Genomic DNA, 15,509 nt, shown 5'->3' with positions numbered 1-15,509 from the left:
AGCCTCCGCGCCAGATACGCCATGACAGTGAAAGGAACGGGAACCGCGGGAACCGCGGGGACTGCGGGAGCGCCCGTCCGTGTGGGCCGGGCTCCGGAGCCGGGCGGCGAGACCGGCGGGGCTCCGGGGCGGACGGACCACGGGAGCGGACAAACTCCAGGACCGGGCGGACTCGGGACCGGGCGGACTCGGGACCAGCCGGGTGGCGAGCCGGCCGGGCCGCGGATCAGCCCGTACGGGAAGGGACGGTCTACGAGAACAGCCGCCGCCAGGTCTCCGGCCCCGGGTAGCCGTCGGCCGCGCCACCCCGCCAGCCCTGGGCTCGCTGGAAGGCCTCGACGCCCCGCCGGTCCGCCTCGCCCCAGCGCGGTCCCGGTCCCGTCGTGTAGTACTTGCCGAACCCTTTCTTCACCAGCTGCTTCCCCAGCCGGGTGACGTGGACGTTGCTGGCGCCGGGCCGGAACATGCCGCGGCCCGGGTAGGCGGGGACGCGGGAGGACCCGGACGCTGCGGGCGGGCGGGCCGTTCCGGCACCGGCGCCGGGGATGTCCTTGCCCCGGCCGGTGGTCAGCAGCGACCAGGTCCGGGGACCGGGCAGCCCGTCGGCGTCCGCGCCGCGCCAGCCCTGGGCCCGCTGGAACGCCCGGGTGGCCCGTCGGTCGGCCTCCGACCAGCGGGGACCGGGCCCCGAGGTGTAGAAGCGCCCGGCGCCGCGCTGGATGAGGAGCCGGCCGAGCAGGGTCACGTACCGGTTGTCGGCGCCCGGCCCGAAGGCCGCCCGTCCGGGGTACGGCACCGCCGTGGTGCCCGCCCCGACGGAGCCGCCCCCCGCGGCGCTCCCGCCGCCCGCGCCCCCCTCCTTGCCCTCCTCCGCATGGTCCGTGTCCTCGGCTTCGAGGCCGTCGTAGCGGTAGGGGACGTAGTGGTCGGAATAGGCCCAGTAGGCGTAGGGGGTCGCCAGACGGCGGGTGGTCGGCCGGGTCTGTTCATAGGCGATGTAGTGGGTGTGCGTGTAGTCCGTCCAGCCGCCGAAAAGGACCACGTGCGAGCCGTTCTCCGGATCGGACGGATTGTGGAAGAGCAGTATGTCGCCCGGCTGGAGTTCCGCCTTGGTGATCCGGGTCGCGAACTGGTGCAGACTGCCCGTCCACTCGTTCCCCGGCAGTTTCCAGGCCATGGAGACGTAACCCGAGCAGTCCTGCCGGTAACCGTCCGACCAGAACCCGTTCATGCTGTACGGCACCTTCGCCGCGACCCAGGTCCTGGCCCGCCTGATGATGTCCGCCCGAGTCGTCCGCGGCGTCACGATCTTGCCCTCCGGTTTCGCCGGCCTGCCGCCCGGACCGTGCAGCGGCGCCTTGCGGCCCTGCGGGGTCAGAGGCTCGTCACCTGCGGGAACACCGGGCCGCTCCGGCGCATGCGAGGCGGCCAGAGCGGGCACGGCGTGCCCGGCGCCGAGCGCCGCGGCGGCCGCGGTCGCCACGACGACGGTGCGGTGGGCGGCCGGGTGACCGCCGAGTCCGGCGGGCAGGGAACGCGGACTCACCCGCCTCCAGTGAACGCATCCGGGGCAGTCGCAGGCACCCCCGGGATCGAATTCCTCGAATACCGGAGACTCCATGCGATTCCCCTCACACTCCAGATGGAAATGTCCGCGCCTGTGCACGTTCGCCAGTCTTTCCCAACTGTCTTTCCGGCGCGCAAGCTGACGGTCCGAATGATGTACCCGGACCCCTCCCAGGGGGTCGGAAGGGCGGGTCGCCCCCGGGAAGGCGGTCGGGAGCACCCCCGGACGTCATGTAGAGTTAACGATGTCAGCAGGCGCCGCTAGCTCAGTTGGTTAGAGCAGCTGACTCTTAATCAGCGGGTCCGGGGTTCGAGTCCCTGGCGGCGCACCGACGAGAAAGCCCCTTGCGTGAGCGGGGGGCTTTCTGCTGCTCGGGCTCTGTGCCGCTCGCGACGGCCGTGAGCGCGGGCCGCGTACGCGGGGCTGTGCGTGCCGGTCGCCTCTGCGCCGGGCGTCCCCGTCGTCCCACGACGGTCCCGATCGGGTAGGACAGGGCTCTCCCCGTCACACGACGGTCCCGGTCAGGTAGGCCGACACGATCACGTTCGCCGTGTAGCTGCGGCTCGCCCGGTCGAAGGTGCCGCCGCAGGTGATCAGCCGCAGCTCGGCGCGGCCCGAGGCGCGGGTGCCGTAGGCCCGGCGGGCGTCGAAGCGGTCGCGCTGGACCACCTCCACCTCGTCGATGGTGAACTCCGCTACCTTCCCGTCGTCCCGGACCACCCTGATCGTCTCTCCCGCCTCGAGGGTGCTCAGCTTGTAGAAGACGGCGGGCCGGGTCTCGGTGTCGACGTGCCCCACCATCAGCGCGGTGCCGGCCGCACCGGGTTTCGCGCCCGCCGCGTACCAGCCCACGACGCCCGCCTGGTCGTAGGGCGGCGGATCGATCGCGCCCCGCGCGTCCAGGCCGCGGGCCACGACCGGCGCCTGCACGCCCAGCTCGGGGATGTCGACGCGCCGCGGCAGCGCCGCGCGCAGCGGCTCGGCGGCGGGCGGCAGCTCGGCGCCCCCGGGCCGGCCCACGGCGGCGATGTCACCGGTGGTCGCCGCGGACGTCCCGGAGTGCACATCGGTCACCTCGCGCCCCCAGAGCCACAGCCCGAGCAGGAGCAGCGCCCAGGCCACCCCGGTCAGCAGGCGCCCGGAGGAGCGCTCTTGATCGGACATGGTCAGTCCGTTCCGCGGCTCCGGCGGACCGTCCGGAGCGCCACGACGACGGCGGCGACGCCCGCCAGCACCAGTCCGACGACGGCGTGGGCGGTACCGGGTACGTCCGACCGGGCCTCCTCCGCGGCGGCGAGCGGTGCGGCGCCGCCGCCGCCCGCACGGACCGGGGCGACGGGAGAGGCGTACGCGGAGGCGGCCGCCGACCCCGGCACGACCTTGAGCGTGCCCTTGACCCGGAAGTCGGCGCAGGTGATCGTCACGGCGTAGGAACCGGGGCCGATCGAGGAGCGGACCCGGGTCTCGCCGGCGAGGGTGCCGCCGGCGCCCACGAGCCGGGCGTCCGAGACGAACGCCGCCGACGCGGCGGTGGCCGTCATCCCGGAGCAGCCCTTGACCCGTAGGGAGACCTCGTCGCCCGGGGAAGGGGTGGACGGGGTCACCGAGACCTCGCCGCCCCCGCTTCCGCCGTCCGCCGCGTATGCCGTCGGGACGAGCGACGTGGCGACGATCGCCACTCCGGCACAGAGAGTTGCTTTGACTGAACTCATCGTGAACCTCCAGCTATCTGGAGGCTCCCCCCGACGGGCGCGTCCCGCATCTCCGGAGCGGGTCCCGCTGCTCCGAACGGGTCAGCTTTCCCGGGAGATGTTTGAAGTCCGTCTCCGACGCGTCCGCGACCCCGTCCACGCGATCGCTCAGATCCTTTCCACCAGGTCCGCGATCGAGTCGACGACCTTCGACGGGCGGTACGGGAAGTCCTCGACCTGCTCGGGCCGGGTCAGGCCGGTGAGCACCAGGAACGTCTGCATCCCGGCCTCGATGCCGGCCAGCACGTCGGTGTCCATGCGGTCGCCGATCATCGCGCTGCTCTCGGAGTGGGCACCGATCGCGTTCAGCCCGGTGCGCATCATCAGCGGGTTCGGCTTGCCCGCGAAGTACGGGTTCTTGCCGGTCGCCTTGGTGATCAGGGCGGCCACCGCGCCGGTCGCGGGCAGCGGACCCTCGGTGGAGGGGCCGGTCTCGTCCGGGTTGGTGCAGATGAAACGGGCGCCGGCGTTGATCAGCCGGACCGCCTTGGTCATGGCCTCGAAGGAGTACGTGCGGGTCTCGCCCAGCACGACGTAGTCCGGCTCGTGGTCGGTGAGGATGTAGCCGATGTCGTGCAGCGCGGTGGTCAGTCCGGCCTCGCCGATGACGTACGCCGAGCCGTTCGGCCGCTGGTCGTCCAGGAACTTGGCGGTGGCCAGCGCCGACGTCCAGATGTTCTCGATCGGCACGTCCAGGCCCATGCGGCGCAGCCTCGCGTGCAGGTCACGCGGGGTGTAGATCGAGTTGTTGGTGAGGACGAGGAACGGCTTGCCCGACTCACGCAGCTTCTTCAGGAAGGAATCGGCGCCGGGGATCGGAACGCCCTCGTGGATGAGCACACCGTCCATGTCGGTGAGCCACGACTCGATGGGCTTGCGGTCTGCCATGTGCGGGATCTCCTGCCGTACGCGAGGCGGTGCTGCGTGCGCCCCAGCCTAATCACAGGCCCGATCATGAGGGAATGGCCGGTTTCCCCGCGCTCGGAGACCCCGGCGGGCCTCGCCGCCCGGCGTTCAGCGCCGTTTGCGCGCCACCAGCAGGGCGGCGCCCACGGCGATGAGACAGACGGTGCCGGCGAGGACCCCGGCGGGGGAGGTCAGCCCGGTGCGGGCGAGTTCCTTGGCCTCCTCGGCGAGGTACGGCAGGCCGGTCGCCGGAGCGGTGGCGGAGGCGGAAGCGGTGATCGAGGTGGAAGCGGTGGCCGAGGCGGAGGCGGTGGTCGACGCCTCGGGCTCGGGTCTGGCGGGGCGGGGGCCGGCCTCGACGGTGAAGCGGTAGTCGTTCGACTGCCCGACCCACTCGCCGTCGTCGCCGTGCCGCTGGACGACCGCCGCGTTGGCGGTGATCTCGTTGGGCACGGCGTCCGAGGTGAGGGCGAGGCGCAGCCTGACGGTGAGGGTTTCGCCCGGGGGGACCGTGAAGCCGGCGAAGGCGGCGGGCGGGGTCGCGCCGGCGGTCCGGGGTTCCTCGGCGGGACGGCCGGTCAGCGCCCCGACGAGTTCGTCCTCGTCGGTCGTCTCGAAGTGGACGGGGTGGGGCCGGCCGTCGGCGTAGAACTCCAGGTGGGGCTGGGACGGCTGCAGAGCGCGTTCGGCATCGACGAGGACGACGACCGGGTGGACGCCGGCGCAGGTGCGGCCGGTGGTGTTGGTGAGGTCCAGGTACCAGGTGCCGTATCCGCCGCCGGCCCGGTAGGAGCCGGGGCCGCCGTGGAGGCGGGTGGTCAGCGGGAAGTCGCCGGTGTCCGGACCGCCGCAGCTCGGGCCGGACTCCGCGTGCGCGGACGCGGGCAGAAGGGCGGCGGCTGCGGCGAGGCAGAGGGAGACGGGCGTGCACAGTCGCATGAACACGTGAGCCTGCCGGAGGAGGCGGGGCCGGGGGCGTCGGCGCTCCGTACGGTCGTGCGCATCCATTCGATCGGCGGACGCGCCCGTCCCCCCGGGGTGCCCGTCAGCCGGGCCCCCGTCCGAACACCGGCCCCAGCAGCAACTGGGCCGCGCCCTCCGCCACGGCGCGGGCGCCTCCCGGGGCGAGCCGTACCGGTACCGCGCGCTCCGGGGCGCCCTCGCGGTGGGCGCGGGCGGTGAGCACGGCGGTGACTCCGTGGACGAAGGGGGCGGGCGTGGCCGTGACCGTGCGGCCGCCCAGCAGGAGCAGGTCGATGTCGAGGAGGCCGGCCAGGTTGGCGGCGGCCGTGCCGAGGACGCGGGCCGCCTCGGCCACGTCACCGCGTGCGATGGCGGCCAGGCACAGCGCCTCGACGCAGCCGCGGTTGCCGCAGGGGCAGGGCGGTCCGTCGAGCTGGAGGACCTGGTGTCCGAACTCGCCCGCGCCGGTGCGGGCCCCCCGGTGCACGCTCCCGCCGATCACCAGGCCGGCACCGAGCCCCGTACCGAGGTGGAGGTAGGCGAAGGAGCCCCGCTCGCCGCCGACGGCGAGGCCGAGGGCGGCCGCGTTGGTGTCCTTGTCGACGACGACCGGCACCCCGAGCCGCCGCGCGAGCGCGTCCCGCAGGGGGAAACCGTCCCACTCGGGGAAGCCGGTGACGCGGTGCAGGACGCCGTGGACGTGGTCGAGGGGGCCGGGGAGGGCGACGCCGACGCCGAGGAGCGTGTGGAAACCCCTCAGTACGCCGTCGCCGGATTCCTCGGGCACCCCGCCGCCGGATTCCTTCGGCGAGTCGCCGCCGGAATGCCCTGGCGCCTCGGCGCCCGAGACTGTCAGCGGACCGTCGCCGGGATCCCCCGCCACCCCGCTACCCGAAGCCCCGGGCAGGCCGCCGCCCGAGCCCGTCAGCGGACCGTCGCCGCGATCCCCCGCCACCCCGCCACCCGTAGCCCTGAGCGAACCGTCATCGGGATCCCCCGAGACCCCACCGCTCGAAGCACTGAGCAGACCGTCGCCGGGATCCCGAGAAACCCCACCCCCCGAAGCCCCGAGCAGACCGTCGTCGGAAGCCCCCGGCGCTCCATCACCCGACCCCCTCGGCACCCCGCCGAGGGGGCCGTTCAGCACCGCGCCGGCCAGTTCCTCCGTCTCCCGCGCCACCGCACCCACCACGGCCTCCGCGCCCGCTCCCAGGTCGAGCGGTACGCGCCGCTCCGCCACCACCCGTCCGTCCAGCTCGACGAGGACCACCCGCAGTTCGTCGCGGTCGAGGTGGACGCCGAGGGCGTGCGCGGCGCCCGGGACGAGCCGCAGGACCGTGCGCGGCTTGCCGCCCGTGGAGGCGCGGCGGCCCGCCTCCGCCGCGAACCCCTCCTCCCGCAGCCGTGCGGTGATCTTGCTGACCGCCTGCGGGGTGAGCCCGGTGCGCTCGGCGAGCTCTAGCCGGCTGATGCCGTCCGGGCCTGCCGTACGCAGCAGGTCGAGCACGAGCGCGGTGTTGTGACTGCGCACCGCGAGGAGGTTCGCGCCCGCCGTGCCGCCCGCCATGCCGCGCCCCTGGCCCGGGCCGCCGTTCGTCCTGTTCACACGCCCATTCTCCCCCGCGCTTGCACTTTGGCAACAGCGTTGCGAAAGTGGGGGCCATGACTGGTACTCCCCTCCGCGTGGGCCTGATCGGCTACGGCCTCGCGGGCTCCGTCTTCCACGCCCCGCTGATCGCCGCCACCGAGAGGCTCGCCCTGGACACGGTGGTGACCTCGAACCCGGAGCGGCAGGAGCAGGCCCGCGCCGAGTTCCCGGACGTACGCGTCAGCGCCACCCCCGAGGAGCTCCTCGCCCGGGCCGGCGACCTGGATCTGATCGTCATCGCCTCCCCGAACAAGACGCACGTCCCGCTCGCCACGGCCGCCCTGCAGGCCGGCGTCCCGGTCGTCGTGGACAAGCCGATCGCGGGTACGGCGGCGGAGGCGCGTGAGCTCGCCGCCCTCGCCGAGAAGCGCGGCCTGTTCCTCTCCGTCTTCCAGAACCGCCGCTGGGACAACGACTTCCTCACCCTGCGCAAGCTGCTCGCCGAGGGCCGGCTGGGCGACGTGTACCGCTTCGAGTCCCGCTTCGAGCGGTGGCGCCCGCAGCTGAAGGGCGGCTGGCGGGAGTCGGGCGACCCCGCAGAGATCGGAGGTCTGCTGTACGACCTCGGCAGCCATGTCGTCGACCAGGCGCTGGTCCTCTTCGGCCCCGTGACGCGCGTCCACGCCGAGGCGGACGTCCGCCGGCCCGGCGCCGAGACGGACGACGACACCTTCATCGCGCTCACGCACGCGAACGGAGTCCGCTCCCACCTCCACGTCTCCGCGACGACCGCACAGCTCGGCCCCCGCTTCCGGGTGCTGGGCTCGCAGGCGGGCTACGTGAAGTACGGCCTGGACCCGCAGGAGGCCGCCCTCCGGGAGGGCCTGCGTCCCGGCCCCGCCTGGGGCACGGAGCCGGAGTCCCTCTGGGGCCGTGTCGGCGCCGGCGAGTCCCCGCTGACCGGCGGCGGAAGCCCGGTAGAGACCCTGCCCGGGGACTACCCCGCCTATTACGCTGCGGTGGCCAAGGCACTGACCGACGGCGGCCCCAACCCGGTGACCGCCCTGGAGGCGGCCGCCGCCCTCGACGTACTCGAGGCGGCCCGCCGTTCGGCACGAGACGGAGTGACGGTGACGCTGTGACCCACGAGATCACCCCCAAGTTCACCCCGGAGATCACCCCGACCCTGGAGGAGCTCCAAGCCCAGGAACGGCGTCTGGTCTTCCGCCGGTTCACCCACGAGGACGCCTGGGCGCTCGGTTCGCTCCTGGTGGAGCTGGCCCGTGAGCGCCAGGCCCCGGTCGCCATCGACATCCACCGCGCCGGCCAGCAGCTCTTCCACGCGGCCCTGCCCGGCTCCACCCCGGACAACGACGCCTGGATCGCCCGCAAGCGCCGGGTGGTGGAGCGCTACGGCTCCTCCTCCTATCTGGTGGGCTCCCGCTACCGCGCCAAGGGCACCACGTTCGAGGAGTCCTCCCGCCTCGACCTCGACGAGTACGCGGCGCACGGCGGCTCCTTCCCGATCAACGTCGAGGGCGTCGGCGTGATCGGCGCGGTGACGGTGTCGGGCCTGCCGCAACTGGAGGACCACCGCTTCGTGGTGGAGGCGCTGGAGGAGTTCCTGGAGAAGTACCTGGGCTGAGCCCGGCCCTGAAGGGGCGCGGGGCTGTACCGACATGCGGCTCCGCCGCGTTGGGCGCGGCCGGCCATGGCCGGCCGCGCCCAACGAACAACCCCGGTCCCCCGCGCCCCCCGGCGGAGCGCCTACGCGTCCTTGAGCTCCTGCCGCTGACGGCCGAGCCCGGAGATCTCCAGCTCGACGACGTCCCCGGCCCGCAGGTACGGCTTGGGCTCGGGCTGCCCGAAGGCCACCCCGGCCGGCGTCCCCGTGTTGACGACGTCACCGGGGTAGAGGGTCATGAACCGACTGACGTACCGCACGACCTCCCCGACCGGGAAGATCTGCTCGGCGGTCGTCCCGTCCTGCTTCAGCTCCTCGTTGACCCACAACCGCAGCGACAGCGCCTGCGGGTCGGGCACCTCGTCGGCCGTCACCAGCCACGGACCCAGCGGGTTGAACGTCTCGCAGTTCTTGCCCTTGTCCCAGGTGCCGCCGCGGTCCATCTGGAACTCCCGCTCGGACACGTCGTGCGCGACGGCGTACCCGGCGACATGGGCGAGCCCCTCCTCGGCCGACTCCAGGTAACGGGCCGTGCGCCCGATGACGACCGCCAGCTCCACCTCCCAGTCGGTCTTCGTGGAGCCTCGCGGCACGAGCACGGTGTCGTACGGCCCGACGACCGTGTCCGCCGCCTTGAAGAAGACGACGGGCTCGGCGGGCGGCTCGGCGCCCGTCTCGCGGGCGTGATCGTGGTAGTTGAGCCCGATGCACACGACCTTGCCGATCCGGCCGACCGGCGGGCCGATCCGCAGCCCGGTCGCGTCCAGCGCGGGCAGCCCGCCGGACTCGGCGGCGGCCCGGACGCGGCCGAGCGCCGCGTCGTCGGCGAGCAGCGCGCCGTCGATGTCGTCCACGACGCCCGAGAGGTCCCGCAGGGTTCCCTCGGCGTCGAGCAGCGCCGGGCGCTCCGCGCCCGCCGTACCGACTCGCAGCAGCTTCATGATCACAATCTCCCTCGATCGCGGGGGCGCCCGCCGATGTGTGCAGCCATCGGAGGACTGGTCGATCGTCCAAGCTGGGCGTCCACTCCGCAAGACCCGGTTCACCTACTGGACCGTCACCGGCCCCTCACCGGCCGGTCACTCACTCTCCGGCCGGTACAGCACGGCTCGCTCGGCCGCGCTCCAGGCGGTGCTGGTGACGACGTACAGGGCGGCGGCCAGCGGCACCACCGCCACCGTGACGAGGGTGAGGAAGGACAGGAACGGCATGACCTTGGTGACGGCGCCCATCCCGGGCACCTCCTCGCCGCCGGCGGCCGCGGCCATCGCCGGGTTGGTCGCCGTCAGTCGCAGGGACAGGCGGTAGTTGAAAGTCGCGATCGCCGTGACGACGGCGAACAGCCCGAGGTAGACGAGCCCGGCGCCGCCGAACGCCCCGCCGGCGGTGAGGGCGTCGGTCCAGCGGTCCCCCAGGGGTGCGTCGAGGAGCCGGTGGGTGAGCAGGTCGTTGGACTCGCCGCCGATCGACGCGTGCGAGAAGACGTAGTAGAGGAGGAGGAACGCGGGCGCCTGGAGCAGGCTCGGCAGGCAGCCCGACAGCGGGGACACCTGCTCCTTGGCGTGCAGCTCCAGGACCGCCCGCTGGAGCCGCTCGGGGTTCCGCGCGTGCTTCTTGCGCAGCTCGGCGATCCTCGGCTGGAGGGCGGCCCGGGCCTTCTGCCCGCGCGCCGCGGCCCGGGACAGGGGGTGGACGAGCAGCCGTACCAGCGCGGTGAACAGGACGATCGCGGCGGCGGCCGCGGTGGCGTGGAAGAGGGGTTCGAGCAGGTCGGCGAACCGCTCGACGAGGTGGACGAAGGCGGACAGGAACACGGACATGGGTGAGGAGCCCTCCGGGGGTCTCGTCGTGCCGGAACAGGTGTGGCTGGCGGCATGACGACCCGCGCGGGGTCACCCACGGGTGAGTGCTGAGGGGTGCCGGGGTGCCCTACGCGACGGCCGTCGGGAGGGCGTGCCCGGGTGCCCTGGGCCGTGGCCGGCCCGAGGCGTCGGGGTCGCGCTGGGGCAGGAAGGCCGTACGCCGGTCCCGGTCGCGGATGGCCGTACGCACCCGGGTGGGCGGCACGGCGGGGGCGCAGCGCGCGGCGACGAGAGAGCAGACGGCGAGCGCGGCACCGGCGGCGGCGGTCGCGGCGAGGGCGACGGTGGCGGAGAGCCCGCCGGCGTCGAAGAGGGCGAAGTCGAGGAGGAAGAAGAGGAGGACGGCGAGGGGACGCAGGGTGGTGAGCCTCAGCGCTGTGAGCCGCGGGGCGGTGGGCCTCAGGGCTGTGAGCCGTGGGGCGGCGGAGCGAGGGGCGGCGGGATGCGGGGCGGTGGAGCAGTCGCTGATCACCCGTGCTCCCCCTCCTTCGCCTCGCTGTCTCCGGCCGGGCTTCCGGCCCCGACACCATGAGGACGTACGGGACCGGTGTGACGGTTCCCCGCGGTGTCGGCGGAAGGCGTCGACCCCGGCCGAAACCCCACGCCCTTCGCCAGGGCGGCGAGCCTTTCCCTGTGGGACGGCCCCGGGGTCCCTAGGAACGGACGCGCGTGGACACCAGCTTGCCCCACACCACCAGTCGGTACTGGGAGCTGTACTCGGGCGTGCAGGTGGTGAGGGTGAGGTAGCGGCCGGGGGCGTCGTAGCCGCGGGAGGGGTGGACGAGCGAGCGCGGTACGGGGCGCAGGACGCCCGAGTCGCGGGGCGAGGTCCGCGACAGGACCGCGTCGACGGCGTATGTGTGGACGGCGGTCCTGGTGGTCACCTCGATCTCGTCGCCCTTGCGCAGCCGGTTCAGGTACCGGAACGGCTCGCCGTGGGTGTTGCGGTGCCCGGCGAGGGCGAAGTTGCCGTTCTGGCCCGGCTGCTGGGTGCCGGCGTAGTGGCCGACGTACCCCTTGTTGAGGACGTTCCGCTTGCTGGTGCCCTCGGCGACGGGGGCGCGGAGACCGAGGCGGGGGATGGTGAGGATGGCGTAGGCCTGGGAGGGGGAGGGCGGAGGCGTCGTCGTGCCGGACCGCCGCCCGGTGCCGCTCCCCCGCTCGGAGCCGGAGTCGGCCCCCGGGCCGACGGCGGCCTCCGAGCCGGAGCCGGAGTCGGACCCGGGGGCGGAGCCGGAACCGGGGGCGGCCTGCCCCCCGTACCCGGAACCGTCCCTCCACTCCCGCTCCAGGGCATCCACCCTCCGCTCGGCGCCCTCGCGCGCCTCACGGTTGGTCCACCACAACTGGTGGGCGACGAGGAGCAGCCCCAACACCCCGGCCGTGACGAGCAGTTCGCCCCCACTCCACAGGATGCGCCGGCGCCGGGCACGCCGCCGCCGGATGCGGTGGTGTACGACGGGGACGCGCACGCGGACACCTCCTGCGCCGGGCGCCTACGGGGCCGCCCGCACGATAGGGCCCGGGAGACGAGGTCTCCAGAGAGGCGCCGCCGTTCGTCCCCTCGAACCTTCCTCCACAGGTTTGAGAAAGGGCTGTCGGAACCCTCGACAACAGCACGCGCCACACCCGATGCTTCGTGACGCGCTGCAGCACTCATGTACCCCCGCACGAGCGCGGACCGGTCGGGACGGCCGGGCCCGTTCTCTGTCGAGTGAAGCGGAGAAGTCATGATCCGACGCAGAACCCTGCTGGCGGCCACGGGCGGCGCGCTCCTCGGGAGCGCGATGGCGACGGGTACCGCCCACGCCGACGCGACGATCGCCGTCAACCCGTCGACGTCGTACGGAACATGGGAGGGCTGGGGCACCTCCCTCGCCTGGTGGGCCAACGTCTTCGGCTCCCGCAACGACTTCGCCGACCTCTTCTTCACCACCAACTCGGTGACGTACAACGGCACGGCGCTGCCCGGCCTGGGTCTCACCATCGCCCGCTACAACCTCGGCGCGTGCAGCTGGAACACGGTCGACGGGCAGGCGATGGTCGAGTCGCCGAACATCCCCGGCTTCAAGCAGATCGAGGGCTTCTGGCAGGACTGGAACAACGAGGACCCCACCTCCTCGGCCTGGGACTGGACGGCGGACGCCAACCAGCGGGCGATGCTGCAGAAGGCGGTGCAGCGGGGCGCGACGACGGAGCTGTTCGCCAACTCCCCCATGTGGTGGATGTGCCTGAACCACAACCCGTCGGGCGCCGCGAACGGCGGCAACAACCTCCAGTCCTGGAACTACCGCCAGCACGCCTCCCACCTGGCGGCGACGGCCCTGTACGCCAGGAACAACTGGGGCGTGAACTTCGCGACGGTCGACCCGTTCAACGAGCCGGCCTCGTCCTGGTGGACGGCCACCGGGACGCAGGAGGGCTGCCACATGGACCCGGCGGTCCAGGCGGCCGTACTCCCCTACATGCGCAGCGAGCTGGACAAGCGCGGTCTGACGGGCATCCGCGTCGCGGCCTCCGACGAGACGAACTACGACACCGCCCGCTCGACATGGGCGTCGTTCGGCTCCTCGACGAAGGCCCTGGTCAGCCAGGTGAACGTACACGGCTACCAGGGCTCGGGCGGCCGCCGGGACCTGCTCTACACGGACGTGGTGACGACGTCCGGCAAGAAGCTGTGGAACTCGGAGACGGGCGACAGCGACGGCACCGGCTACACCATGGCCTTCAACCTGCTCTACGACTTCCGCTGGCTGCACCCCACGGCCTGGTGCTACTGGCAGGTCATGGACCCGTCGACGGGCTGGGCGATGATCGCGTACGACGCGAACACGCTCCAGCCGACGACCGTCCAGACCAAGCACTACGTGATGGCCCAGTTCAGCCGCCACATCCGCCCCGGCATGCGGATCCTCGACACGGGCGTGAGCTACGCGGCCGCCGCCTACGACGCGACGGCCCGCCGCCTGGTGATCGTCGCGCTGAACACCTCCACCTCCGCCCAGACCCTCACCTTCGACCTGTCCCGCTTCTCCACCGTGAGCGGCGGCTCGGGCGGCCTGGTCCCCCGCTGGAACACGGTCACGACGGGCGGGGACCAGTACCGGGCGTACGCGAACACGTTCCTGAGCGGTAAGTCGGTGGCGGTGCCGTTCGCGGCGAAGGCGGTGCAGACGCTGCAGATCGACGGGGTGACGATCTAGGCGCGTGATCCCTCGGCCCCGGCAGCGGTAGGGGCTGCCGGGGCCGAGCTCCCGCAGTACCGGGCAGCCGCTCGGTTCGCGGGCCCGGGCCCGGCCACCGCGGACCGCGGACCGCGGAGAGACGGGCGAGGCCGCCTTTCGCGCCGGGCCGCCGACGGCTAGGTTGGGCGCGGCGAGTCACCCAGGAGGAGCTGAGACATGGTCGGTCTTCCGAGCGCGCGTTGACGTCGTAGGCCGTGACCGGCCCGTCATCGCGTGCTGCCCTTGATGTTGCGGCACAGCGAGCCTTTCCCTGCCCGAACCGCCGGTGCACCTTTCGTGTGCTCGGTGGCGGGCCTCGTCGTCGGCAACCCAAGGGATTCCCGTGCCGTCCGCTTCCCCTGCTTCCTCCGCCTCCTCTGAGTCGTCGGCTTCCTCTTCTGCTTCCCCTGCTGTATCCGTTTCCGGTCGCCCTGTTCCGTCAAGCCTGTGGCGGGACGCCGATTTCCGCAGTCTCTGGATGGGGCAGACAGCCTCCCAACTCGGTGAACACGCAAGTCTGGTGGTTCTGCCGCTCTTCGCCGTCCTGACGCTCCACGCCGGCGCCGGCGAACTGGGCGTCCTCCGTGCGGTGGGGCAGGCGCCGATCCTGTTGCTCTCGCTCTTCGTCGGCGCGTGGGTGGACAGGTGGCGGACCCGCACGACGATGGTGCTCACGGACCTCGGCCGGGCGCTCGCCCTGGGCGCCGCCGCCGTGGCCGGCCTCGTCGGCTGGCTCGGTCTGCCCGGCCTGCTCGCGCTCGCCTTCGCGGTCGGAGCCCTGTCCGTGTTCTTCGACGTGGCCTACCAGGCGTCTCTCGTACGGCTGGTGGAACGCGACCAACTGGTGCGGGGCAACAGTGCGTTGGAAGGCAGCCGGTCCGCGGCGCAGATCGGAGGTCCCGCCCTCGGCGGTGCGCTGGTGTCCCTGCTGTCGGCGCCGATCGCTGCCGCCTCCAGCGCGCTGTTCTTCGCGTTGTCCTTCCTGTCGATCCGGCGCATCCGCCGAACCGAATCGCTCCCGAAGCGCCCCGAAGACCATCGTCGGCTCTGGCGGCGGATTCTGGAGGGACTGCGATTCGTCGCCGGCGACACCGCGCTTCGGACCGTGTGCCTCGCCTCGGCCGTCTTCCAGTTCTCCTTCGCGGCCGTGATGACCGTCTACCTCCTCTTCCTGCCCCGGGAACTGCACCTGTCGGGCACCGTCGTAGGGCTGGCACTCGCGGCGGCGGGACCGGGCGCGCTCCTGGGCTCGGTGCTGGCCGCCCGCCTGCCGAGCCGGTTCGGTCATGGCGCGGTGCTCGTGTGCGCGGCGGCACTCGGCGACGGCGTGTTCCTGTGTGTGCCCGCGCTGCACGGCTCCTCCGCGGTGACGGTTGCGGCGCTCCTCGCGGCCGGCTTCGTGTTCGGGGCCGGCGGCCAGTTGGTGAACGTCACCGTCATGGCCGTCCGCCAGGCCCTCACTCCGGACGGGATGCAGGGCCGCACGGCCGCGACGATCACGTTCGCCGGCATGGGGGTGACCCCGCTCGGTTCTCTGCTCGGAGGGTTCCTCGCGGAGGAGTGGGGCCTGCGCACCAGCCTCCTGGTGACGGCCGCGGGCATGATGCTGTCCCCGCTGGTGATGGCTCTGTCCCCGCTCGCCCGCCTGGGACGGGAGCTTCCGGCCTCGCACGACGCGCGACCGACGGCTGACCGCCCTGCGGCCGGGTGAGATGGCCCTGCGCGGCGACCGTGATGCGGCTCACGACGCAGCCCCTGGAACCGGTTCATGGTGGTTCATGACGGTTCATGACGAGTGACCGCGTCGATCGGCGAACGGCGCAACGGGCATGCCGGGCACATCCGGAACGGGTTGTGACACGGCGGGCACATCCGGAACGGCCCCTGGACATGCCGGGCGCATCCGGAGAGGAGGGACGGGTCCGGGGTGAGGGGCGGGCGGCCTGGCCTGCGGATCCCCTCCC

At 73.0% G+C, this 15,509-nt stretch carries 14 protein-coding genes and 1 tRNA gene; 5 read left to right on the top strand and 10 right to left on the bottom strand.

The genetic code is table 11. The annotated features are described in order from the left end of the window. Positions 1–250: 250 nt before the first annotated feature. Entirely contained in the window at positions 251–1,621 is a 1,371-nt protein-coding gene (locus tag ACIHAR_RS21375) for a peptidoglycan-binding protein (protein ID WP_400021031.1), read from the bottom strand. A gap of 200 nt (positions 1,622–1,821) precedes the next feature. On the opposite strand from ACIHAR_RS21375, the gene ACIHAR_RS21370 reads away from it, so the two are divergent. After that, a tRNA-Lys gene (locus tag ACIHAR_RS21370) sits at positions 1,822–1,895 on the top strand. Between the two features lie 176 nt (positions 1,896–2,071). Here the strand turns inward: ACIHAR_RS21370 and ACIHAR_RS21365 are convergent. The 5 genes from ACIHAR_RS21365 to ACIHAR_RS21345 all read right to left on the bottom strand — a co-directional run bounded on the left by ACIHAR_RS21365 (position 2,072) and on the right by ACIHAR_RS21345 (position 6,754). Next, positions 2,072–2,731 (bottom strand): class F sortase, encoded by a 660-nt coding sequence (locus ACIHAR_RS21365; protein WP_400021029.1) that lies wholly within the window; start codon positions 2,729–2,731, stop codon positions 2,072–2,074. Between the two features lie 2 nt (positions 2,732–2,733). Beyond that, the gene (locus ACIHAR_RS21360; RefSeq protein WP_400021027.1) at positions 2,734–3,279 is read right to left on the bottom strand and encodes a hypothetical protein; all 546 of its coding nucleotides are present in this window, start codon (positions 3,277–3,279) and stop codon (positions 2,734–2,736) included. A 147-nt stretch (positions 3,280–3,426) separates the two neighbouring features. Then, on the bottom strand, positions 3,427–4,206 hold the full coding sequence (locus ACIHAR_RS21355) for an HAD-IIA family hydrolase (protein ID WP_365467263.1): 780 nt from the start codon (positions 4,204–4,206) through the stop codon (positions 3,427–3,429). A gap of 126 nt (positions 4,207–4,332) precedes the next feature. Then, positions 4,333–5,163, bottom strand: coding sequence for a hypothetical protein (locus ACIHAR_RS21350; protein ID WP_400021024.1), 831 nt, complete (start codon positions 5,161–5,163; stop codon positions 4,333–4,335). 106 nt (positions 5,164–5,269) lie between these two features. Beyond that, a complete protein-coding gene (locus tag ACIHAR_RS21345) occupies positions 5,270–6,754 on the bottom strand; it encodes an ROK family protein (RefSeq protein ID WP_400021092.1) in 1,485 nt (494 codons plus the stop codon). A gap of 95 nt (positions 6,755–6,849) precedes the next feature. Between ACIHAR_RS21345 and ACIHAR_RS21340 the strand changes: the two genes are divergently transcribed. Together ACIHAR_RS21340 and ACIHAR_RS21335 are read left to right on the top strand one after the other, a co-directional pair. After that, the gene (locus ACIHAR_RS21340) at positions 6,850–7,917 is read left to right on the top strand and encodes a Gfo/Idh/MocA family oxidoreductase (RefSeq protein ID WP_400021022.1); all 1,068 of its coding nucleotides are present in this window, start codon (positions 6,850–6,852) and stop codon (positions 7,915–7,917) included. Further along, a complete protein-coding gene (locus tag ACIHAR_RS21335; RefSeq protein WP_365467257.1) occupies positions 7,914–8,420 on the top strand; it encodes a heme-degrading domain-containing protein in 507 nt (168 codons plus the stop codon). Before ACIHAR_RS21340 ends, ACIHAR_RS21335 begins: the two co-directional genes overlap by 4 nt. A gap of 122 nt (positions 8,421–8,542) precedes the next feature. Here the strand turns inward: ACIHAR_RS21335 and ACIHAR_RS21330 are convergent, their stop codons facing one another. From ACIHAR_RS21330 to ACIHAR_RS21315, 4 genes are all read right to left on the bottom strand, one after another. Beyond that, positions 8,543–9,400, bottom strand: a complete 858-nt coding sequence (locus tag ACIHAR_RS21330; RefSeq protein ID WP_400021019.1) for a fumarylacetoacetate hydrolase family protein — start codon at positions 9,398–9,400, stop codon at positions 8,543–8,545. Positions 9,401–9,538: 138 nt separating this feature from the next. Then, the gene (locus ACIHAR_RS21325; protein WP_400021090.1) at positions 9,539–10,267 is read right to left on the bottom strand and encodes a YidC/Oxa1 family membrane protein insertase; all 729 of its coding nucleotides are present in this window, start codon (positions 10,265–10,267) and stop codon (positions 9,539–9,541) included. A 121-nt stretch (positions 10,268–10,388) separates the two neighbouring features. After that, positions 10,389–10,694 (bottom strand): DUF6412 domain-containing protein, encoded by a 306-nt coding sequence (locus ACIHAR_RS21320; protein WP_400021088.1) that lies wholly within the window; start codon positions 10,692–10,694, stop codon positions 10,389–10,391. A gap of 280 nt (positions 10,695–10,974) precedes the next feature. Continuing rightward, positions 10,975–11,793 carry a class E sortase gene (locus ACIHAR_RS21315; protein WP_400021017.1) on the bottom strand — a complete coding sequence of 273 codons (819 nt, stop codon included), beginning with the start codon at positions 11,791–11,793 and terminating at the stop codon, positions 10,975–10,977. A gap of 258 nt (positions 11,794–12,051) precedes the next feature. On the opposite strand from ACIHAR_RS21315, the gene ACIHAR_RS21310 reads away from it, so the two are divergent. Together ACIHAR_RS21310 and ACIHAR_RS21305 are read left to right on the top strand one after the other, a co-directional pair. Further along, positions 12,052–13,524 carry a glycoside hydrolase gene (locus tag ACIHAR_RS21310; protein ID WP_400021015.1) on the top strand — a complete coding sequence of 491 codons (1,473 nt, stop codon included), beginning with the start codon at positions 12,052–12,054 and terminating at the stop codon, positions 13,522–13,524. 466 nt (positions 13,525–13,990) lie between these two features. Further along, on the top strand, positions 13,991–15,256 hold the full coding sequence (locus tag ACIHAR_RS21305; RefSeq protein ID WP_400021086.1) for an MFS transporter: 1,266 nt from the start codon (positions 13,991–13,993) through the stop codon (positions 15,254–15,256). The last annotated feature ends 253 nt before the right edge of the window (positions 15,257–15,509 follow it).

This window comes from Streptomyces sp. NPDC052016, assembly GCF_044548445.1.
Taxonomy (GTDB): domain Bacteria; phylum Actinomycetota; class Actinomycetes; order Streptomycetales; family Streptomycetaceae; genus Streptomyces.
This window is presented reverse-complemented; position numbering and strand designations above follow the sequence as displayed.

Bases quoted from the DNA above. Each gene is read 5' to 3' on its own strand.
- ACIHAR_RS21355 (WP_365467263.1), bottom strand. From the start codon at position 4,206: ATGGCAGACCGCAAGCCCATCGAGTCGTGGCTCACCGACATGGACGGT.
- ACIHAR_RS21345 (WP_400021092.1), bottom strand. From the start codon at position 6,754: ATGGCGGGCGGCACGGCGGGCGCGAACCTCCTCGCGGTGCGCAGTCAC.
- ACIHAR_RS21330 (WP_400021019.1), bottom strand. From the start codon at position 9,400: ATGAAGCTGCTGCGAGTCGGTACGGCGGGCGCGGAGCGCCCGGCGCTG.
- ACIHAR_RS21310 (WP_400021015.1), top strand. From the start codon at position 12,052: ATGATCCGACGCAGAACCCTGCTGGCGGCCACGGGCGGCGCGCTCCTC.
- ACIHAR_RS21365 (WP_400021029.1), bottom strand. From the start codon at position 2,731: ATGTCCGATCAAGAGCGCTCCTCCGGGCGCCTGCTGACCGGGGTGGCC.
- ACIHAR_RS21360 (WP_400021027.1), bottom strand. From the start codon at position 3,279: ATGAGTTCAGTCAAAGCAACTCTCTGTGCCGGAGTGGCGATCGTCGCC.
- ACIHAR_RS21350 (WP_400021024.1), bottom strand. From the start codon at position 5,163: ATGCGACTGTGCACGCCCGTCTCCCTCTGCCTCGCCGCAGCCGCCGCC.
- ACIHAR_RS21340 (WP_400021022.1), top strand. From the start codon at position 6,850: ATGACTGGTACTCCCCTCCGCGTGGGCCTGATCGGCTACGGCCTCGCG.
- ACIHAR_RS21375 (WP_400021031.1), bottom strand. From the start codon at position 1,621: ATGGAGTCTCCGGTATTCGAGGAATTCGATCCCGGGGGTGCCTGCGAC.